The organism is Arthrobacter sp. Leaf337 (genome assembly GCF_001423745.1).
Classification (GTDB): domain Bacteria; phylum Actinomycetota; class Actinomycetes; order Actinomycetales; family Micrococcaceae; genus Arthrobacter.
Window position 1 is genome coordinate 92,529 of the sequence record NZ_LMPC01000031.1, and the last position, 20,139, is coordinate 112,667.

A 20,139-nucleotide genomic window follows, 5' to 3' on the forward strand; every position below is an offset into this window, starting at 1 on the left:
CGCTAGACCGTCAGAGCGTGGACGGGTCCGTGTTCGCGCCGCACAGGATCACGGCCACGCGTTCGCCTTCCGCCGGGACGTAGGCCCCGGAGGTCAGGGCGGCAAACGCCGCCGCCGCGCCGTGCTCCACCACCATCCGGTAGTCGGCCCACAGCCGCGAGCGCGCGGCGACAATCTCATCGTCGGACACCAGCACGCCAGCTACGCCGGTCCGCACCGCGAGGTCAAAGCCGATCCGGCCGATCCGGCGCGCTCCCAGCGAGTCCGCGGCAATCCCGGAAACCGCCACATCCACCGGTTCGCCCGCCTTCAGCGCGGCGTGCAGGGTGGGGGCGGTTGCGGGCTCCACTCCCACCACCCTGGCCAGGCCTTCGACGGCCGCGGCGATCCCGGCCATCAGGCCTCCACCGCCCACCGCCACCAGCACGGTGTCCACTCCGCCCAGCTGTTCCAGGAGCTCCGAACCGACTGTGCCGGCACCGGCGGCAATTTCGGGCTGGTCGTAGGCGTGGCAGTACACGGCTCCGGTCTCGGCCGCGTAGGCGGTGGCGGCGTCGTAGGCCACGGCATATTCGGCGCCGCGCTGGATCACTGTGGCCCCGGATTCCCTGAGTTTCTTCACCTTCATGGCGGGGGCTGTCTCCGGGACAAAGACGGTGGCGGGTACTCCCGCCTGCGCGGCGGCGTAGGCGTTGGCCAGGCCGGCGTTGCCGCCGGAAGCGACCACTATGCCGACGTCCTCCTTGAGCTCACCACGCTCGCGGCAGGAAAGCACGCGGTTGAATGCGCCCCGGGCCTTGAACGTGCCGGTGTGCTGCATGAACTCGCACTTCAGCCACACCGACCCGGGAAAGCTCTCCGGGTCCGCTTCGATCACTGGCGTGCGGCGCACCAGCCCGGCAATCCTGGCGGCAGCTTCGTCGACGTCGGACCGGGTAATCACCGCACTCCCCCGGCCGCCGTGCCGGCTGGTGCCGTGGCGCGCCCGCCGTAGTCATGGCCGATCTGGCGTGCGGCGTCCAGCAGGAACGGGACCACCGTCTTTTCGATGGCTTCCGCCGGAGCCCGGTGGGTCTGCAGGGACACGTTGACCGCGGCAACGACCTCGTGGCCGCGCCAGACCGGGACGGCCACACCGCGGAGGCCTTCCTCCAGTTCCTGCGAGACCATGGACCACCCCCTGGTCCTGGCTTGTTCCACTTCGGCCTGCAGCTGTTCGAGGGTGCCGATCGACCGCTCGGTGAACCGCTGCAGCTGGACGGAGTCGTAGTACGTTTTCAGCTGGGCCTCGGACAACGCACCCAGCAGGACGCGTCCCATGGACGTTGCCCAGGCCGGGAACCTGGTACCCACACTGATGGAAACGCTGAGGAGGCGGGGCGACGGAACGCACGCGACGTACACGACGTCGGTGCCGTCAAGGATGCACAACGACGTTGTCTCGTTCAGCTCCGCGGCCAGGGACTTGAGGTGCCGCTCGGCGATTCTGGGGAGCGCAAGGTTTGCCAGGAAGGACTGCCCGATGTCCAGCGAGCGGGGGGTCAGTTCGAAATGTGAACCTTCGGCCCGCAGGTAGCCAAGGTCGGTCAGCGTCATCAGGAACCTCCGGGCTGAGGCCCTGGTCATGTCAGATTTCGCGGCAACCTGGGACACCGTCAGGCGGGGTTCGTCCGGAGCGAAGGCGCGCAGTACGTCAAAGGCCTTCTCCACCGACTTCACGAAGTATGCGGGTTGTTCCGCCATGGAATCGCTTGCCCTTCCTGAAGCTCACATCCGGCGCCCGCGGACGCGTGGCCGCCGGCTTGTTTCGATCATATCCGGCCCCTATCCGCCGCACGACCGCGCAACCCGCAGGGTCCAGCTCCGGTCAGTTCCGGCCAGTTCCCCGCCGCATCCGGTCAGCCATCTGCCCGGATATGCGTCAGCGTCCGCCCCAGGAGCGTTCCCGTCTCCGGCGCCAGGCCAAGAATGGGGATCATGGCCGCCGCCTGCGCCCTAAGGTGGTCCCAGCCGTCGGCGTACGCCAGCCCCTGCGCCTTGGCGCTGGCGATGGTTGCGGTGGTGTGGCCGGCATAGACGAAGTCATAGACAAAGGCATCCGGCGAGAGCTGCGACTGCCCCCACGCCGGTTCATCATCAATGCCCTTGCCGAGGGGTGTCGCATTGACGATCAGGGATGCGCCGGGCGCGTGGTCCCGGGATTCGGCCCAGGACACGGCGGCGGCCTCCATGCCCAGGCTGGCAGCAAGGTCCACCAGTTGCTGCGACGCCAGCAGATCCTTGTCCGTTATCGTGACCCGGTCTGCCAGCCCCGCCAGTGCCACGAGGGTTGCGCGTGCGGCGCCGCCCGCCCCGAGCATCAGGGCGTGCCGCTGGTGCCGGCCGCCCAGGAGTTCGACGACGGCGGTGATGTCCGTGTTGTGCGCATTCAGCCTCCGGCCGTCCCGGACCAGGAGGTTGGAGGCTCCGCTGAGCCGGACCGGTCCGGTGACGGTGTCAGCCGTTCCCGCGGCCCACTGCTTGTGGGGCATCGTCACGTTTGCAGCCACGACGTCGGCCTCCAGCATGGCAGCACGTACGCCGGACATGTCCTGGCCGGCAGGCACGTCCCATGCTTCGTACGTCCAACTGCTCCCGAGCTCTTCGAAGACCGGGCCCCACAGCCCGGGCGACATGGCGCTTGAAGCAGCCGAGCCGATAAGGAACAAACGGTGTGCGGGCGTTCGGTTCTCCATAATGACCCTCTCATGTGAAGACGCAGTCGGTTGCCCGGCCAGGAAAGTGTTGTGAGGCACCTCACCCTGCGGTACTCTATTCCATAATCGCATACCGCACAGCTGTTCGGAATGCGCACAAATGAAAAATCCAGACAGTCTTTCAACGCGGAGGGACCAGCATCATGACCAACACAGCCACGGGCGCCGGCATCGGAGCCGAGCAGCGCCAGCTCAAGAGGGCCAAGAAAGCAGCCCTGGCCGCGTTCCTCGGCGGCGCCCTCGAGTACTACGACTTCTTCATCTACGCCACTGCGGCGTCGCTGGTCTTTTCCAAGATCTTCTTCCCGTCGGGGGACCCCACGGTCGCCCTGATCGCCTCCTTCGCCACCTTCGGCGTGGCGTACGTGGCTCGGCCTTTCGGCGCAGTGGTCTTCGGGCACCTGGGTGACAAGATCGGCCGCAAGAACACGCTGGTACTGACGCTCGTCCTGATGGGTTCGGCCACGTTCCTCATCGGCGTGCTGCCCGACTTCAACACCGCCGGCTATTGGGCCCCCGCCCTGCTGGTGCTCCTGCGCCTCATGCAGGGCCTCTCCGCCGGGGCCGAGACGGCGGGCGCCTCGGCACTGTCCACCGAAGAAGCCCCCGAAGGACGCCGCGGCTTCTTCGCCAGCTTCGCCATGAGCGGCATCTCCGCCGGCATTGTCCTGGCCTCCCTGGCGTTCCTCCCCGTGGCGGCCATGAGCGAAGCGGACCGCCTGGCCTGGGGCTGGCGCATTCCGTTCTGGCTGTCGCTGCTGGTTCTGATCGTCGCCTACCTTGTCCGCCGCTCGCTGGAGGAACCGGAGGTCTTCGAGGAGAAGCATGATCACGGCGAACTGGTGAAGCTGCCCTTCGCCAAGATGTTCAAGACCCACCCGGCACAGTTCTTCCAGGTGGCCCTGATGTCCTTTGAAACCGTCACGAACACGTTTATGCAGTCCTTCGGCCTGGCCTATGCCGTCTCCGTGGGGGTGCCGGCCTCCACCATGCTCTGGGTCAGCATCACGGGCAACATCATCGCCGTCATCTCCCAGCCGTTCATGGCCTGGCTCTCCGACAGGTACGGCCGCCGTCCGATCTTCATCACCGGCGTCCTGGGTTCAGGCCTGATGATCTTCGTGTACTTCTCCGTGATTTCCACGGGCAACATCCCCATGATCTTCCTGACCAGCACCCTCATCACGGCAGGCACCTACGCCATGTCCAACGCCATCTACCCCGCCTGGTTCTCGGAGCTGTTCAACGTCAAGGTCCGCTACTCCGGCATGGCCATCGGCCTGCAGGTCGGCATCCTGTGCGCCGGCTTCACCCCGCTGCTCGGCACCGCCCTCGTCGGCGCGGACAAGGCGAACTGGGGCCCCGCCGCCTGGATCGTGGCTGCATCCTCGCTCCTGGCCGTGGCCGGTGCTTACTGGGCCCGCGAGACCAGCAAGACCCCGCTGCGCGAACTGGGCAACCCGGTCCGCTGACGAATCGCCCCGGCGGTTGAGCCTGTCGAAACCGCATGGCCCAGGCTCAACCACAGGGGCACTACCGGCGACGGAGGCGGGCCAGCAGCGTCGCGGCGAGCAGCGCCGTCGTGATTTCCAGGGCGACGACGGCGAGCAGCCCGCCGGCGCCGGTGCCAGCCACAGCCGGCACCCCGGGAACCCCGTGACTGTGGGCGTGCGGGCCGCCGCCGGACGCTGTCCCCAACAACAGGAAAGCGTGCAGCGCCGTCATGGCCAGCGCGCACGCCATGACCTGGTGCAGTGACCCAACCCGGCCCTCGCGCCAGATGTGCACGGCGCACGGCAGGCAGACCCCCACCATGGCAAGCATCAGCAGGTTCAGCCACAGCCCGTGGTGGCTTCCCGCCACGAGACCAAGGTGCACCAGGCTTGACGCGGCGGTCGCCACGGCCACGATGCGCAGGTGTACAACGGGGCGGGGGTGGAGGACGGGGCCGGCGGTCCGGCCCCATCCACGCAGGGCGGTCATGGCGCCTGCCTAGCCGTGGCAGTGCCCGCCGGCGGCGGGCCTGGTGTTCGGGTTGGCCGGCACATCCAGCACGGGGCTGCGGTCGAAGAACCCTTCGGGCCGGAGCTTGAAGCCGACCGTGTCCACCGGCATGATGGGCCAGTCCTCGATCCGGGGGAAGTGGGTCAGCCCGAAGGTGTGCCACACCACGATGTCCTGGCCGTCGATCTCGCGGTCCTGGGCGATGTAGGCCGGCAGGCCCGCTCCCCCGGAATGCTGGTTCACGAAGTCGCCGGTAGGGTAACGCTCGTCCTCCGCGAACCGGGTGACCCACAGGTCCTTGGTGGCGAACGCCGCCCGGCGGGCAATGGAGGAATCCGGATCGGCCAGGAGCGTGGGCTGGCCCTGGGCATGCAGCTTGTAGCCGACCGGTTCGCCCAGGCGGTTGCGTGATTCCGGGTTGGAGATGATCCAGGTCCGGCCGCTGCGCGCGTCGGCTTCCCGGACGGCTTCGGACTCCCGGGCCAGGACGGTCCGCTTCCGGGAGAAGGCGTTTCCGCGTTCGTTGCCCTCACCGATGGGCTGCCGGACCACGTCCTCCTCCTCAACCCGGTTGCTGAAGCCGTCGATCGCCATGTCCAGGCGGGCGCTGAAGAGGTGCTGGTGGAACGGCGCGCCGAGCCCGGGTGCGAGCTGGGAAATGTTGGCTGAGCCTCCTTCGGGGAATGCGCTGGTGAAAACGACGCCGGTGGCCTTGGCCTCGAATTCGATGGTGCCGTCGAGGTACAGGTACCAGTAGAAGCCGTAGTCGTAGTTGCCGATGGTGGTGAAGAAGGAGATGACCAGGCGGCGGTTGCGGCGGGTGTAGTTGATGCCCGTCCAGAGGTCGCTGTGCTTGGCCAGGATGCCCCAGTCCTCCTCGTGCATGCAGATGCCGTTGCGGATTTCGCGGGGATTGCCGAACGCGTCGCTGATCACGGGGCTGAGGTAGGTGATCTCGCCGAGGCAGTCACAGCCCAGTTCAAGCGAGTTGGCGTACTGGCCCACCAGGTATTCGCCGGTGTCGAAGTAGTTCTGCCAGGACCGGATGGGCGACGGGTCGCCGTAGGGAACCACCATCTCGGCGATGGACGCGCGGTTGATGATGGGCCGCTTCCGCCCGGCGTCCTGGAAGGCCAGGTTGTGCAGCACCACGCCCTCACGGACGTCGAAGCCTACGTCCACGCTCCACTTTTCCCACTCGACGTGGTTACCGCCGGTGACTGTGAAGCTGGGGCCCTCGGGCTGGGTGATGTGGAGCGGCTTTTGCGTGGTGCGGAGCGGGCCGGTGAGCTCGGGGTCGGTGTAGTTGCCGTGCTCGGCGGGAATCGGGACGACGCCGGTGTCCAGGACCTGCGTGACTTCCTTGCCGACGACGTCGACGTACGCCACCAGCCCGTCCACGGGATGCGCCCAGGCGCTGTCCTCGGGAAAGTCCTGCACGAAGGCCAGGCCGCGGAGGATGCGGCGGCCTTTCTCCTCCGGGTATTCGAAGACGCCGGCGGACAGCGGGGCAACGCGGACTGTGCCGACGTCCAGGTTCCGGTCCGCCAGGGCCTTCAGCCACCGTTCGTCGGAGGCCAGGAGTTCCTCGACCACCTCGAATTCCTCTTCCAGCACGGGCAGTTCGCCGGCGACGGCGGTGTCCAGTTCGACGGCGGAGGTCACCTCGCCGCGGGTGGCGGAGACCGTCACATCGAGGGGGCGGCCGCCGGAGACATCGTGGATGAACACGCGGAAGCGCCGGTCCTCGGAGTCCCTGGAACTGTCCCGGGCCGGGTCCCGCAGGCCCAGGTAGGCGATCCGCTTTTCCGGGCCGAGGAGTCCCCCGGCGCGCAGGATGCCCTGGACTTCAGTGATCTCAGCGGCCGCTGCCAGGCGGTACGGGGCGGCTGTGTCAGTTGGTGCGAGTGTCATGAGCGCTGCCTTTGTCCGGGACCGTGTTGGGGTCGGGATTTTTATTTTCTATAGTTGTAGAGAATAAGCGGTCCGTAAGATGGATCACAAGGGTTCGATACAAAAAAGTTCCGGGGGGATCACCAGAGTGCCAAAGATTGTTGACCATGATGAACGGCGCCTGGAGCTGGTGGATGCGACCTGGCGGATCATCGCCAGGCTGGGCATCGAAGGCGCCACGATGCGGGAGATCGCCCTCGAGGCCGGCTTCGCCAACGGCGCACTGAAGCCCTACTTCCCCACCAAGGACACGCTGCTGACGTTTGCCTTCCGGCACGTCTTCAACAGGACCAACGAGCGCATCCGGGAGGTCACGGCGGGCAAGGCCGGGATTCCGGCGCTCCGGGCTTTTTGCGTCGAGGTGCTGCCGCTGGACTCCGAGCGGGTCAATGAAGCGCGGATCGTGGTCCCGTTCTGGCAGAAGGCCATCAACGATCCGGAAAAAGCCGCCATCCACCGCGAGTCCATGGACCAGTGGCGCGCTGCGATCCTCGGGTACCTGGCAGAGGCCAGGGCGCAGGGGGACGTGGGTGCCGCCGTCGACGATTCAGCCGTTGCCGGCCACCTGCTGAACATGCTGCTGGGGGCGCAGATAGCAGCCGCCCTCGCCCCGGACAACGAGACGGACCTGGGCCTGGGCGACCAGCTGGAAGCATTCCTGACCTTGCTTCAGGCGGGCTCGTAATTCTTTTTTCGACGTTGGGCGAAAAAAGATGACAACGCCTGGCATCACCGCTAACCTGAAATAACTGTGTCGCAGGACACAGCCTGGGGGACCAACTTTCAGATGGCTATCCGGCGTCAGGAACATCCATGTCTGCAACCACAGCCCGCCCGGCGGGCCAGGAACTCATCTCCAGCGAGGCCACCTCATTTGAGCACTGGCGGCACCTTGTGGCGGAGTCGTTCGTGCCGCTGGCCGCCGACACGGATCATCCCGACACCTTCCGCGGCCGGATGCGCTCCAGGGTCCTGGACCGGCTGTGCATCGTGGAGGTCACTGCCACGGGCCACAACGTCCACCGCACCCCGGCCCTGGTGGCCCGGCCCGGCCAGCGCTATTTCAAACTCAATCTCCAGCTGGAGGGCACCGGGCTCCTCATCCAGGACAACCGCGAGGCAGTGCTGCGCCCCGGCGACCTCGCCATTTACGACACCAACCGTCCCTACACGCTGGCCTTCGAAGAGCAGGCGCGGGTCATGGTGGTCATGTTTCCGCACGACTCCCTGTCCCTGCCGCCGGATTACGTCGGGCAGCTCGCGGCCGTCCGACTGGCAGGCGGGCACGGCCTGACCGGCATCGTGGGCCCGTTTATCGCCCAGCTGGCGGAGAACCTTGAAGCCCTCAGCGGCCCCAGCGGATCACGGCTGGCCGCCAACGCCCTGGACCTCGTGTCCACCATGCTGCACTCGGAACTGGACATGGCTCGGGACAGCATGAAGCCGCAGGTGCTGCTGGCATCGTCCGTGCGCGAATACATCGAGGCCAACCTCGCCGATCCACAGCTCTCGCCGGCCGGCATTGCGGCGGCACACTTCATCTCCACCCGGCACCTGCACAACATCTTCCACGAATCCGGAGCCACTGTTGCCAGCTGGATCCGGAGCCAGCGGCTGGAACGCATCCGCCGCGACCTGAGGGATCCGCTGCACCACAGCACTTCCGTGGGGGCGGTCGCCGCCCGCTGGGGGTTCCTTGACGCGGCGCATTTCAGCCGCACGTTCCGGGATGCCTACGGCGAATCCCCCAGCGACTGGCGCCGCGGCGCCTAGTCTGTGCAGGGCTCACCGGCCGGGTCCAGCCGGGGCGCACGCCAGGGCGTCAGCCCCTAGATCAGCCCCTGCGCAAGCATGGCGTCGGCCACCTTGACGAAACCGCCGATGTTGGCGCCCAGCACGTAGTTGCCGGGCTCCCCGTATTCGTCGGCCGTCGAGGCGCAGCGGTGGTGGATCCCCACCATGATGTCCGTGAGCCGCTGTTCCGTGTGCTCGAAGGACCAGGAGTCACGGCTCGCGTTCTGCTGCATCTCCAGCGCGGACGTCGCCACACCGCCCGCGTTGGCGGCCTTGCCCGGGCCGAACAGCACGCCGGCTTCCTGGAAGACCGCTACGGCTTCGCGGGTGGACGGCATGTTGGCGCCTTCGCCGATGGCGATCAGGCCGTTGCGGACCAGCCTCGCGGCAGCATCGCCGTCGAGCTCGTTCTGCGTGGCGCACGGGAGCGCCACCGTCGCGTCGACGTCCCAGACCGAACCGGCTTCCACATAGGCGACGCCGGAACGGCGCAGCGCATAATCCTTCAGGCGCCCGCGCTCCACTTCCTTGACCTGGCGGAGAAGCCCGACGTCGATGCCCGCCTCGTCCACGACGTAGCCGGAAGAGTCCGAGCAGGCCACCACTGTGGCACCGAGCGACTGGGCCTTGGCGACGGCGTTGATGGCCACGTTCCCGGAGCCGGAAACCACCACGCGCTGCCCGTCGAAGGACGTTCCGCGGGTCTTCAGCATTTCCTCGGTGAAGATCACTGTTCCGAACCCGGTGGCCTCGGGCCGGACCAGCGAGCCTCCCCAGGAGATGCCCTTGCCGGTCAGGACGCCGGATTCGTAGCGGTTCGTGATCCGCTTGTACTGGCCGAAGAGGTAGCCGATTTCGCGTCCGCCGACGCCGATGTCGCCGGCCGGCACGTCGGTGTATTCGCCGATGTGGCGGTACAGCTCGGTCATGAAGGACTGGCAGAACCGCATGACTTCGGCATCGCTGCGGCCGCGGGGGTCGAAGTCCGAACCACCCTTGCCGCCGCCGATGGGCATGCCGGTGAGGGCGTTCTTGAAGATCTGCTCGAAGCCGAGGAACTTTACGATGCCCAGATAGACGGACGGGTGGAACCGCAGGCCGCCCTTGTAGGGGCCGAGTGCCGAGTTGAACTCCACCCGGAAGCCGCGGTTGATCTGCACGCGTCCCTGGTCATCGGTCCACGGCACCCGGAAGATGATCTGGCGTTCGGGTTCGCAGAGCCGTTCCAGGATGGCCGCTTCGAGGAATTCGGGGTGCCTGTCGTGGACGGGGCCCAGGCTTTCGAAGACCTCGACCACCGCCTGATGGAACTCCGCTTCTCCCGGGTTCCTGGCCAGGACGGTGTCCCTGATGGCCTCGAGCCGTGCATCCATGATGATTCCTAACCTCGAACCGGGCGCGGAAGTCTCCGGCATAGGCCGCGCCGGCACCCTTTTATTGAAACTTCAACCTACCAATTGTGACTGCACGGGCCGCGCATGGCCAATCGGCCTTCCACTAACCTCCGTATTGTGACATTTAATTTCCATGAAACGAAAACTCTGGCCAAGGGTCGGGGTAAGGCGGGGGACTTCTGATGGCCCACATCTGCCTGCTTCTCTCCGGGGCCGCGCTCCTGCTCAACGGCCTCGCCGCGTTGGATCTCCTCCCCCGCCGGGATGCGGCCGTGTTCAGCCTGGTCATCGGCAGCACCCAGCTGGTCCTCGCCGTTGCGTACCTGGGGATTACCGGCGACGGGGTCCTGCACCTGTTGCTCGAGGCATCCGGGATGTTCCTGTTCGGGCTGACCTACGTCTACGTCGGGTTGGATTTCCTGCTGGAACTCGGGTCCCGGGGCCTTGGCTGGTTCTGCGGGATGGTGGGCGCGTGCGGCCTCCTGCTCGCCGCTGCCTGGTCCGGGGAGGACCCACTCCTGGCCGTACTCTGGCTCTGCTGGACGTACCTGTGGCTGCTGTTCTTCCTGCAACTGGCCCTGGGGTTCCAGCGACTCACGCCGCTCATTGGCTGGTCCCTGGTCCTCACGAGCCAGGCATCGGCCACGGTCCCGGCGCTCCTGGGCGTCACGGGGCGCTGGCCCAATGATCCCGAGACGGCGACGACGGCGGCGGGCGCCGCAGCCGCGCTGGCCGTACTCCTGCTGCTGGCCGGCTGCCTCGCGTGGCGGGCCGGCCCGGCCCCCACGCGCAGGCGCGGGCGGCAAACCGCCGCCCGCGCCGTTGCGGATCCCGCCGCCGTCGGCTCCTCCGTTGTCTGTTCTGATGTCCCAGACAGACTGCTACCCGGCGAACTCAAGCTCTGACGCCCGGATCTGCTTCTCCACCCGGATCTCCACCAGGACGCCGGCCAGGAACAATGCGGGGACGGCCGCCAGCAGGCCCACGGCCGTTTCCGTGCTGCCTCCGATGAGGGACGTGAAGTTGCTGACCACCAGGTACAGCACCCACGCCAGCAACACGGAAGCCAGCACCGGGGCGATGAACGTCTGCCATTGCTGACCTGTCACCTTTTCCCGGCGGAAATAGGCGACGACGGCAAGGGAGGACAGCATGTACAGCACCAGCAGTGCCGCGACGGCGAGGCCGCTGAACCAGGAGAAGAGGGTCAGCACCGGGTCCAGCCCCAGCAGCGCGAACGGTGCCACCAGCAGGACAGCCACCACTGTCTGGATCCAGGCCGCCGCAGCCGGGGCGCGGTGCTTGTTGGTCCGGGCAATGACTGCCGGCATGGAGCCGCGCAGGGCCAGCGAGTGCAGGTAGCGGTTGATGCCGTTGTGGAAGGCAATGATGCCTGCCAGAAGCGAGGTCACCAGCAGGATTCCGGCGGTGATCCCTGCCCAGGGTCCGAACATTTCAACGATGGGGCCGATCACGAACGATGTGGCGTCACCCGATTCCAAGGCTGCACCCGCAGCATCCACCACGTGGGAGGGCCCGTAGAAACTGACCAGCATCCAGGTGATGAAGGAGAAGAAGACAGCGATGATGCCCACGGACAGATAGGTGGCCCGTGCAACCGTCCTGTGCGGGTCCTTGGCTTCCGCGGAGTAGATGGCCGTGGATTCGAAACCGAACATGGAGGCCACCGCGAACATGATGGCGACGCCGGGGGCTCCGCTGGCGATGGCTTCGGGAGCGAACGACGCGGCGAAGTCGAGCCCTTCGGGGCCGCCGCCGTGGAACAGCACGGAGAATCCGAACATCAGCAGGATCGCCACTTCCAGGCCCACCAGGACAGCCAGGACACGGGCACCGAGCTCGATGTTCTTGGATCCCAGGACCTGGACGCCCGCCATGGTGATTACGGCGAGCAGCCACCACGGAACAGTCATTCCAGCGGATGCCAGCAGGCCGGAGAACGCCGCTCCGTACAGCCCGTACATGGCCGCCTGCACGGTGCTGTAGGCCAGCAGGGCAAGCCAGGCCGCTCCGGCACCGGTCTTGCGTCCGAACGCCGCGGTCACGTAGGCGTAAAAGGCGCCGTTGGTCTGCACTTTCCGGCTCATGGCCACGAAGCCGACGGCGAAGATGACAATGACGATGCCGACCACAAGGTAGGCACCCGGTGCGCCGGCGCCGTTGCCGAGCGCGGCCGCGAGCGGCGCGGCTCCCACGATGCCGGTCAGCGGGGCCTGGGCGGAGAGGACAAAGAACAGGATGCCCAGGACTCCGATGCTTCCTGCGCGCAGGGCGGTGGAGTGTTCCTGGCGGGAACCGGGTTCTGCGGTCCGGGGTTCGGGATTCGAAATACTCATTGGATCCTTCTTAACGGTCATGAGTGCTGGGGAAAAGAGCTGGCGGGAAATTCGTGGTCCAGTTGCCGGGCCCGGGCAAAGGTGCCCGTGAGCTGCACCGTGAAATCCAGCATGGCAGTCGCCGCCGGACCCGGCTTGTCGTGCAGCGATCAGTTGTTGTTCCTGAGCGCAGTGTGGTTCAGGTTGCGGGCAGCACGTACTGTTCGCCACCGGTCAAGTGCCGTACGCGGATACACAAGACCCGCGGCGCCTGGCGGAGCACGCTTAAAGCAGCGCTGTTAGGCCGTTCCGGCCGCGTTCTCTGACCTACTCGAAGTGGAGTACCCCATGGAAACCTACGATGCCCTGCTGGCCTCGATCACCCCGGATACCGGCGAAACCCGTACCATCCTGGACCCTGCCACCGGGGAACCCGTGGGCGAGGCGCCGGTCCACAGCGTCCAGGACCTCGAGGCGGCCATCGCCGCCGCGGCAGCCGCCCAGCCCGCGTGGGCAGCCCTGGGCCACGACGCCCGGAGCGCCGCGCTCCTCAAAGCCGCCGACGCCGTCGAACGTTCCGCCGAAGAACTCGCCCGGTTGCTCTCCCGCGAGCAGGGCAAACCGCTGAACGGTCCCAACGCCCGCTTCGAAGTGGGCGCCTGCGCCGCGTGGCTGCGCGTCGCCGCCGGCACGCCGCTGGACCCGGAAACCGTGGTGGACGACGGCGAAACGCGCGCCGAGCTGCACTACCGGCCCATCGGCGTCGTGGGCGCGATCGGCCCGTGGAACTGGCCCATGATGATCACCGTCTGGCAGATCGCCCCCGCCCTGCGGATGGGAAACGCCGTGGTGGTGAAGCCCTCCGAATACACGCCGCTCTCCGTCCTGGCGCTGGCTAAGGTCCTCAACGAGGAACTGCCGGAAGGCCTCCTGACCGTGGTCTCCGGCGGGCGCGACGTCGGAGCCCGGCTGGCCGAACACCCCGCGATCGGCAAGGTCATGTTCACCGGCTCCACCGCCACCGGCAGGGCGATCATCAAATCCTCCGCGGACACCGTCAAGCGCCTCACCCTGGAGCTCGGCGGGAATGACGCCGGCATCGTGCTGCCCGACGCCGATCCCAAAGCCATCGCCGAAGGCCTCTTCTGGGGCGCCTTCATCAACACGGGCCAAACCTGCGCCGCCCTCAAACGCCTCTACGTCCACGATTCTCTGTATGAAGCCGTGTGCGAGGAGCTCACCAAGGTGGCCGCCGCGATGCCCATGGGCAACGGCCTGGACGAGAACAACGTCCTGGGCCCGCTGCAGAACCGGCAGCAGTACGACATCGTGGCCCGGCTCGTCGAGGCCGCCCGCGACTCCGGCGCCCGCATCCTGCTCGGCGGCAACCCGGACACGGACCAGCCCGGACACTTCTACCCCGCCACCCTCGTGGCGGACATCGACAACGGCAACCCGCTGGTGGCCGAGGAGCAGTTCGGCCCGGCCCTGCCGATCATCCGCTACGGCACCGTGGACGAGGCTGTCACCATGGCGAACGCGCTCGACGTCGGGCTCGGAGCCTCCGTCTGGTCCCCAGACCCCGCCAGGGCACGCGAGGTGGCCGTCCGCCTCGAGGCCGGCACGGTGTGGATCAACAAGCACGGCGCCGTGGACCCGCGCATCCCGTTCGGCGGCGCCAAGCAGTCCGGCTACGGCCTGGAATTCGGCGTCGAAGGCCTCAAGGCCCTGGGCGTGCCGCAGGTGATCAACGGCTGAGTTGCGTGCTTGGAAACGGTGTCCCGCCTTCAGAGGCGGGGCACCGTTTTCACTTCGCGGCGATGGCCAAGAACCTGATGGGCAGGTCCAGCAGTTCCAGCGGGCCGTGGGGGCCTTCGCCGTCGAGAAGCAGGGAGTCTCCGGCCTCCATGGTGTATTCGTACGCGCCGTGGCCGTAGACCATCCTGCCGGAGAGCATGTAGATGAATTCGGTGCCGGGGTGTTGGAACAGCGGGAAGACGTCGGAGGCGTCCGTCAGCGTTACCAGGGTCGGTTCGAGGGCGTCGGTGCGGCCTTTCAGGGTGCCCAGCACACGGTACTCGTGGCCGTGCTGTGTACCGCTCCGGACGGTCAGGCTGCCCTGGCCGTTCTTGGTGAAGGTGGCATCACGGTCCGTGTCGGCGCCCCTGAAGAGCGCGGTGACGGGTATCTTCAGCCCATCTGCCAGCCGCTGCAAAGTGGTCAGCGAACAGGACGTGCTGGCGGATTCGATTTTGGAGATCATCGCCTTGGACAGTCCGGTCCTGACGGCGAGTTCGGCGGACGAGAGCCCGTTCGTGGTCCGGTAGTGGCGGACCTGCCCGGCGATGACCCGCTCAAGTTTGCCGGGCCCCTCGTCAGCCGCGGACCGGTCGGCTGCGGCTCTTTCGTCGCCAGTCTGGTTCGTCATCCTGCCATCTTAGGTGGCTGTCCGGTTCCTACCCGAGCACGGTTCCTACCCGAGCCTCCGGGCTTCACCCACCAGGCCTGCCAGGGTGTCGGCCAGGGCCCGGGCTCCTGCTTCCGCGTCGGCATCCTCCACCAGCTCCTCGGGCGAATGTGAAATGCCGGTGGGGTTCCGGACGAACAGCATCGCGGTGGGGATGTGGCCGGCGAGCACACCGGCGTCGTGCCCGGCTCCGGTATCCAGGACCGGCGCATCCGGGAGCAGGGTCCGGAGCTGGTCCCGCAGGCCGGTGTCGAAGTGCACGGTGGGGCTCAGTGATTCGACGCCGAAGCTCACCGTGCACCCTTCCTCGGCGGCTATGACCTGGGCGTTAAGGTGGATGGATTCCACCAGGGCTGCTGTCACTTCGTCCCGCGGGTGCCGGACGTCGATCCACATATCCACCCGGGAGGCGATCACATTGGTTCCGCCGGGCACAGGCTGCATCCGGCCGACGGTGGCCCGAGCGTCCTTGTAGTTCCTGGCGGTGTCCCGGATGCCGATCATGATTTTGGCTGCGGCAATCATCGGATCCCTCCGGTCCTTCATGAGCGTAGTTCCGGCGTGATTGCCCTGGCCGGTCACCGAGAGCTTCCACCGGCCGTGGCCCAGGATGGAGGAGCCGATGGCCACCGGCTGGCGAAGGTCGATGAGGCCCCTCCCCTGTTCGACGTGGAGTTCCACGAACAGACCCAGCTGCTGGAGGGTTTTGTGGTCAGCGCCGATGAACCGGGGGTCCTGCCCGTTGGCCGCGGCCACGTCGGCGTAGGTGTTGCCGTCCGCGTCTTTGAGGTTGCGCGCCTTGTTCGGGTCCACGGCGCCGGTGAGCAGCCGGGAGCCCAGGCAGGCGACGCCGAAGCGGGAGCCTTCCTCTTCGGGGAAGACGGCGATTGCCAGGGGCTTCCGGGGGCGGAGGCCCCGGTTCTTCAGGATGTCGAAGGCGACCAGCGCCGACGCCACACCCAGGGGACCGTCGTACTCGCCGCCGCCGGGGACGGAATCGAGGTGGCTTCCGGTGACGACGGCGTCCCTGCGCGTGCCAGTGGCAGTGTCCCACCAGGCCCAGATGATCCCGTTGTTGTCCGTGGTGACGTCCAGCCCGCGCCGCCCGGCCTGCTCGATGAACCAGCTCCGCAGGTCGGTTTCGGCGTTCGAGAAGACCGGGCGGGAGTATCCGCCGCGGCGCGAGTCTGTGCCGACGCCGGAGATGTCCCGCATCAGGCCGGCGACGGTGTCGGTTGCAGGTTTGGTCGCAGGAGAGGTCACGGGCTGGTCCGTTCTAGGAGTGTGGTTGCCGGGCGGAAGCGGGCCGGAACGTCGGCGGCGCCGGTGGCCAGGCCTGCCGCCCACTGCCCGATCAGCGGCGCGAACTTCGCACCGTGCCCCGAGCACGGGGACAGAATGGTGATTCCGTCCGCCCGGTCGACGAGGAAGTCGTCATGAGGCGTGTTGGTGAACAGGCATGTGGTCTCGGCATACGGTTCCGGGTCAAGACCGGGGAGGTACTTCTGCACGTAGTCCACCACCCGTCGCCGGTTGTCCGGGTCCACCAGGCCGGTTTGCTCGGCGGCAGACGGGATCAGGCCGCCGCCGTTGTACTCGGCCACCTTCTGCCCGGCAAAGCCGGCATCCCGCCCGCCGGGCAGTCCATAGGTCTGGATGGCGGCACTCTTGTGGATGAACGTGGGCCAGGCGGCGCCGTCCGGATCGCGGTAGCGGAAGTGGAAGGCCTGCTCCTGCCGGACGGTGATCTCCGGCAGTCCGGCAAGGAACCCTGCCGGGAGATCCAGCTGTCCCAGCAGTGAAGGCAGCCAGCCGCCGGCGCTCACAACGACGTTCCCGGCGTCAATCGCTTCTCCTGCTGCCGAGTGCACACGGTAGCCGGTGCCCCTCCGTTCCACGCGGGCGACGTTCCAGCCGGTCAGCAGCCTGGCTCCCTGCTTCATCGCCTGGTTGATCATGGCGTTGACCGAGCTCTCGGCGTCGATCACCCCGGCGCCCGGGTGCCAGAGCACCGGGGTGTCGAAGGAGAACTGCGGCCACCGCTCCCGAGCCTCAGCCGCGCTGAGGAGTTCGTGCTCCACGCCGGCGCCGGCGAGGACCCGGGCGAGATGCTCCGGCTGCCTCTCCGGGCCGTAGTCCACGGCGCCGAAGGGGGTGATCAGATGCAGTCCGCTGGCCCGGTCCAGTTCGTCCCAGAGAACCTTGGACTCCTGGACCGCCCGCGTGTAGAACTCGTCCGGGTAGGCGTAGCGGAAGATCCGGGCCGAGCCGTGGGAGCTGCCGTCATGCGCTGCCGGGACTGAGCGCTCCACGATGGTGACGTCGTGGCCCTGCAGGGCGAGCTGCCAGGCGGTGGCAGCGCCGGCCAGGCCAGCGCCCACCACCACAAAGTCTGACGAGTCAGGAAAAGCGTCAGTCATCACTGTGCTCCCGGGATCCAGCTGGTTCCGGCGAGGGGAACGCGTGCCATGGCGGACGCTTCGATGGTCAGTGCCACGAGGTCCTCGGGTTCGAGGTTGTGCAAGTGGGACTTGCCGCATGCCCGGGCGATGGTCTGGGCTTCCATGGTCAGGACGCGCAGGTAGTTGGCGAGCCGGCGGCCGCCCTCGACCGGGTCCAGGCGGGAGGAGAGTTCCGGGTCCTGGGTGGTGATGCCGGCGGGGTCGCGGCCGTCCTGGAAGTCGTCGTAGTAGCCGGCGGCCGAGCCCAGGGCTGCGTATTCGGCGGCGTAGCGGGGATCGTTGTCGCCCAGTGCGATCAGCGCCGCGGTGCCAATGGCCACCGCATCGGCACCGAGGGCCATGGCCTTGGCGACGTCGGCTCCCGTGCGGATGCCGCCGGAAACGATGAGCTGGACCTTCCGGTGCACACCCAGCTCCTGGAGCGCCTGGACTGCCTGCGGGATGGCGGCCAGGGTGGGGATCCCCACGTTTTCGATGAAGACCTGCTGCGTGGCGGCGGTGCCCCCCTGCATGCCGTCGACGACGACGACGTCGGCTCCGGCCTTCACGGCCAGGGCGGTGTCGTAGTACGGGCGGGACGCGCCGATCTTGACGTAGATCGGGGTCTTCCAGTCGGTGATTTCGCGCAGTTCGCCGATCTTGATTTCCAGGTCGTCCGGGCCGGTCCAGTCCGGGTGGCGGCTGGCGGAGCGCTGGTCGATGCCGACCGGCAGGGTGCGCATCCCGGCGACGCGTTCGGTGATTTTCTGGCCCAGCAGCATGCCGCCGCCACCCGGCTTGGCGCCCTGGCCGAGCACGATCTCGATGGCGTCCGCCTTGCGCAGGTCGTCAGGGTTCATGCCGTAGCGGGAGGGCAGGTACTGGTACACGAGGTGCTTGGACTGGCCTCGCTCCTCAGGCGTCATGCCGCCGTCGCCCGTTGTTGTGGAGGTGCCCACCTCGCTGGCGCCGCGTCCCAGCGCTTCCTTGGCGTTGGCCGAGAGCGCACCGAAGCTCATGCCCGCGATGGTCACCGGGGTCTGCAGGTGCAGCGGCCGGCTCGCGTGCCGGTCGCCGAGGACGACGTCGGTATCGCACTTTTCGCGGTAGCCCTCCAGCGGGTAGCGGGACATGGAGGCGCCGAGGAACAGCAGGTCATCGAAGTGCGGGACCTTGCGCTTGGCACCCCAGCCGCGGATGTCGTACACGCCGGTTGCGGCCGCGCGCTGGATGTCCGCGATGGTGGCGCGGTCGAACGTTGCCGATTCGCGCAGGCCGAGCGCATCGATGTCCTGGGCGGGAGCCTGGGCGGGGGCGGGCAGTGAGGTGATGGTCATGGGGTTGTCCTTAGTACGACGTCGAGTTGTGGACGCTGAAGTGGTAGAGGTTCCGTGCCGATCCGTAACGCCTGAAGTCCGCAGGGTTGTCGGTGCGGCCGGCCGCGGCCAGCAGTTCGCCGAGTTCAGCCAGGTGCTCGTCCTTCAGGGGCTTTTCGATGCAGTCCGCGCCGAGCGAGGCCACGGTGCCCTTGACGTAGATCCGGGCTTCGTAGATCGAGTCGCCCAGCGCTTCGCCCGCGTCACCGCAGACCACCAGGCGTCCGGCCTGCGCCATAAACGCGGACATGTGGCCGATGTTGCCTCCCACCACGATGTCCACTCCCTTCATCGAGATGCCGCAGCGGGCGCTGGCGTTGCCGTCGATGACCACGAGCCCGCCATGCCCGGTGGCGGCGGCCGACTGGGAGGCGTCGCCCTTGACATGGACGCGGCCGGACATGATGTTCTCTGCCAGTCCGACGCCGGCATTGCCGTTGATGGTCACGTCGCCTTTTTGGTGCATCCCGGCCGCGTAGTAGCCGGCGTGGCCGTTGATGGTGACCGTGACGTCCGTGTTGATGCCCACGGCCAGGCTGTGCTTGCCTTCGGGGTTGGCGACGGTCCAGGACTGCCCGTCCACAGCGTTGTGGAGGGCCTGGTTGAGTTCGCGAACGGGGCTGCCGGCCAGATCCACGCTGAAGGAATCAGCGCTGACGGCGGGCCGGGTTGCTTCGGCGTTCATCGTGCTGGTTTCGGGGGCTGTCAGAGTGACCATGTGTAGACCTTTCCGGGTTCCGGTTCAAAGATGCGGGCGTTTTCGATGCCGGGCAGGGCTGCCAGGGCACGGTATTCGGAGGCCATAGCCACGTAGTCGTCCGTTTCGGCGATGATGGCCGGCTTGCAGGCGATGGGGTCCCGGACCACGGCCATGCTGTCCGCGGTGGTGACCACCAGTGTGTAGAAACCGTCCAGGACCTTGCCCAGGTTCACGAGCGCCTCTTCGAGGGTGTCACCCTGCTGCAGGCGGGAGGCGACGTAGCGGGCGCCCACCTCAGTGTCGTTTTCGGAATCGAACACCACGCCCTCGCGTTTGAGGTCGCGGCGGACGGTGGCGTGGTTGGAGAAGGAGCCGTTGTGGACCAGGCACAGGTCGTCGGCCACGGAGAACGGGTGGGAGCCGCCGGCGGTCACGGCGGACTCGGTGGCCATCCGGGTGTGGGACAGGCCCTGGCTGCCTGACATGGCCTCGAGCCCGTGCTCGGCGGCGATGTCCATCGGGTGGCCCACGCTCTTCATCACGGCCACGTGCTCGCCGCGGCCAATGATGGTGGAGCCCGGAAGGGTTTCGCTGACCGCTTTCACCAGGAGATCGGTTCCGACGGCGGCGCTCACCAGGGTGGTGTCACCCACCACGCGTACTGCGGCGGCGGCATCGGCCGGAAGCATCGCGTCAAGGGAGGCCTTGACCTCCGGGAGGGCAATGCCCTGGTCCTTGCCCAGCAGGCTGAGGGTGGAGGTTCCGGCCGAGACCAGGCCGGGGGTGTTGTAGACGGCGAGGCCGGCTGAATCCGGTCCGCGGTCCACGATCTGGCACATCATGGAGGACAGCAGGCTGCCCATCTGGGGGTGCAGCAGGGGGTTGCGCAGCTGCAGCGCGGCGATTCCGCACATGGTG

General features: G+C 67.4%; 18 protein-coding genes. 5 read left to right on the forward strand and 13 right to left on the reverse strand.

Annotation, left to right across the window (positions count from 1 at the left end):
• Positions 1-10 precede the first annotated feature (10 nt).
• From ASF98_RS22985 to ASF98_RS22995, 3 genes are all read right to left on the reverse strand, one after another.
• Complete coding sequence (locus ASF98_RS22985) at positions 11-943, reverse strand: threonine/serine dehydratase (RefSeq protein WP_055807409.1); 933 nt, start codon at positions 941-943, stop codon at positions 11-13.
• On the reverse strand, positions 940-1,743 hold the full coding sequence (locus ASF98_RS22990) for an IclR family transcriptional regulator domain-containing protein (RefSeq protein WP_055807411.1): 804 nt from the start codon (positions 1,741-1,743) through the stop codon (positions 940-942). The genes ASF98_RS22985 and ASF98_RS22990 overlap by 4 nt, the downstream gene beginning before the upstream one ends.
• Before the next feature lie 155 nt (positions 1,744-1,898).
• A complete protein-coding gene (locus tag ASF98_RS22995) occupies positions 1,899-2,735 on the reverse strand; it encodes a shikimate dehydrogenase family protein (protein ID WP_055807414.1) in 837 nt (278 codons plus the stop codon).
• A 164-nt stretch (positions 2,736-2,899) separates the two neighbouring features.
• Here ASF98_RS22995 and ASF98_RS23000 point away from each other — a divergent pair, with 164 nt between their 5' ends.
• Positions 2,900-4,228: an MFS transporter gene (locus tag ASF98_RS23000; protein WP_055807417.1), complete on the forward strand. Its 1,329-nt coding sequence runs from the start codon at positions 2,900-2,902 to the stop codon at positions 4,226-4,228.
• Between the two features lie 61 nt (positions 4,229-4,289).
• Here the strand turns inward: ASF98_RS23000 and ASF98_RS23005 are convergent, their stop codons facing one another.
• Positions 4,290-4,739, reverse strand: a complete 450-nt coding sequence (locus ASF98_RS23005; RefSeq protein WP_055807419.1) for a hypothetical protein — start codon at positions 4,737-4,739, stop codon at positions 4,290-4,292.
• Positions 4,740-4,748: 9 nt separating this feature from the next.
• Positions 4,749-6,674 (reverse strand): primary-amine oxidase, encoded by a 1,926-nt coding sequence (locus tag ASF98_RS23010; RefSeq protein WP_055807422.1) that lies wholly within the window; start codon positions 6,672-6,674, stop codon positions 4,749-4,751.
• A gap of 127 nt (positions 6,675-6,801) precedes the next feature.
• On the opposite strand from ASF98_RS23010, the gene ASF98_RS23015 reads away from it, so the two are divergent.
• Both ASF98_RS23015 and ASF98_RS23020 read left to right on the forward strand, forming a co-directional pair.
• On the forward strand, positions 6,802-7,398 hold the full coding sequence (locus ASF98_RS23015; protein WP_055807425.1) for a TetR/AcrR family transcriptional regulator: 597 nt from the start codon (positions 6,802-6,804) through the stop codon (positions 7,396-7,398).
• 128 nt (positions 7,399-7,526) lie between these two features.
• The gene (locus tag ASF98_RS23020; protein ID WP_055807428.1) at positions 7,527-8,486 is read left to right on the forward strand and encodes a helix-turn-helix domain-containing protein; all 960 of its coding nucleotides are present in this window, start codon (positions 7,527-7,529) and stop codon (positions 8,484-8,486) included.
• Positions 8,487-8,542: 56 nt separating this feature from the next.
• On the opposite strand, the gene gdhA is transcribed toward ASF98_RS23020, so the two are convergent.
• Positions 8,543-9,880, reverse strand: coding sequence for an NADP-specific glutamate dehydrogenase (gdhA, locus tag ASF98_RS23025; RefSeq protein WP_055807431.1), 1,338 nt, complete (start codon positions 9,878-9,880; stop codon positions 8,543-8,545).
• Between the two features lie 203 nt (positions 9,881-10,083).
• Here gdhA and ASF98_RS23030 point away from each other — a divergent pair, with 203 nt between their 5' ends.
• On the forward strand, positions 10,084-10,806 hold the full coding sequence (locus ASF98_RS23030; protein WP_055807433.1) for an AmiS/UreI family transporter: 723 nt from the start codon (positions 10,084-10,086) through the stop codon (positions 10,804-10,806).
• Here ASF98_RS23030 and ASF98_RS23035 read toward each other — a convergent pair.
• A complete protein-coding gene (locus ASF98_RS23035; RefSeq protein ID WP_055807436.1) occupies positions 10,783-12,258 on the reverse strand; it encodes an APC family permease in 1,476 nt (491 codons plus the stop codon). The two genes, ASF98_RS23030 and ASF98_RS23035, sit on opposite strands and share 24 nt — an antisense overlap.
• Positions 12,259-12,585: 327 nt before the next feature.
• Here ASF98_RS23035 and ASF98_RS23040 point away from each other — a divergent pair, with 327 nt between their 5' ends.
• Complete coding sequence (locus ASF98_RS23040; protein ID WP_055807439.1) at positions 12,586-13,995, forward strand: aldehyde dehydrogenase family protein; 1,410 nt, start codon at positions 12,586-12,588, stop codon at positions 13,993-13,995.
• Between the two features lie 49 nt (positions 13,996-14,044).
• On the opposite strand, the gene ASF98_RS23045 is transcribed toward ASF98_RS23040, so the two are convergent.
• Genes ASF98_RS23045 through ASF98_RS23070 form a run of 6 tightly spaced genes read right to left on the reverse strand, consistent with a single transcriptional unit; the run spans position 14,045 to position 20,135 of the window.
• A complete protein-coding gene (locus ASF98_RS23045) occupies positions 14,045-14,665 on the reverse strand; it encodes a helix-turn-helix domain-containing protein (protein WP_055807441.1) in 621 nt (206 codons plus the stop codon).
• A 45-nt stretch (positions 14,666-14,710) separates the two neighbouring features.
• Complete coding sequence (locus tag ASF98_RS23050) at positions 14,711-15,967, reverse strand: allantoate amidohydrolase (RefSeq protein ID WP_268760447.1); 1,257 nt, start codon at positions 15,965-15,967, stop codon at positions 14,711-14,713.
• Complete coding sequence (locus ASF98_RS23055) at positions 15,964-17,124, reverse strand: FAD-dependent oxidoreductase (protein ID WP_055807444.1); 1,161 nt, start codon at positions 17,122-17,124, stop codon at positions 15,964-15,966. The genes ASF98_RS23050 and ASF98_RS23055 overlap by 4 nt, the downstream gene beginning before the upstream one ends.
• On the reverse strand, positions 17,124-18,482 hold the full coding sequence (locus ASF98_RS23060; protein WP_055807448.1) for an FMN-binding glutamate synthase family protein: 1,359 nt from the start codon (positions 18,480-18,482) through the stop codon (positions 17,124-17,126). Before ASF98_RS23060 ends, ASF98_RS23055 begins: the two co-directional genes overlap by 1 nt.
• Before the next feature lie 10 nt (positions 18,483-18,492).
• Positions 18,493-19,239 carry a protein glxC gene (locus ASF98_RS23065; protein WP_055807452.1) on the reverse strand — a complete coding sequence of 249 codons (747 nt, stop codon included), beginning with the start codon at positions 19,237-19,239 and terminating at the stop codon, positions 18,493-18,495.
• Complete coding sequence (locus ASF98_RS23070; protein ID WP_055807455.1) at positions 19,227-20,135, reverse strand: glutamine amidotransferase; 909 nt, start codon at positions 20,133-20,135, stop codon at positions 19,227-19,229. The genes ASF98_RS23065 and ASF98_RS23070 overlap by 13 nt, the downstream gene beginning before the upstream one ends.
• Between the last annotated feature and the right edge of the window lie 4 nt (positions 20,136-20,139).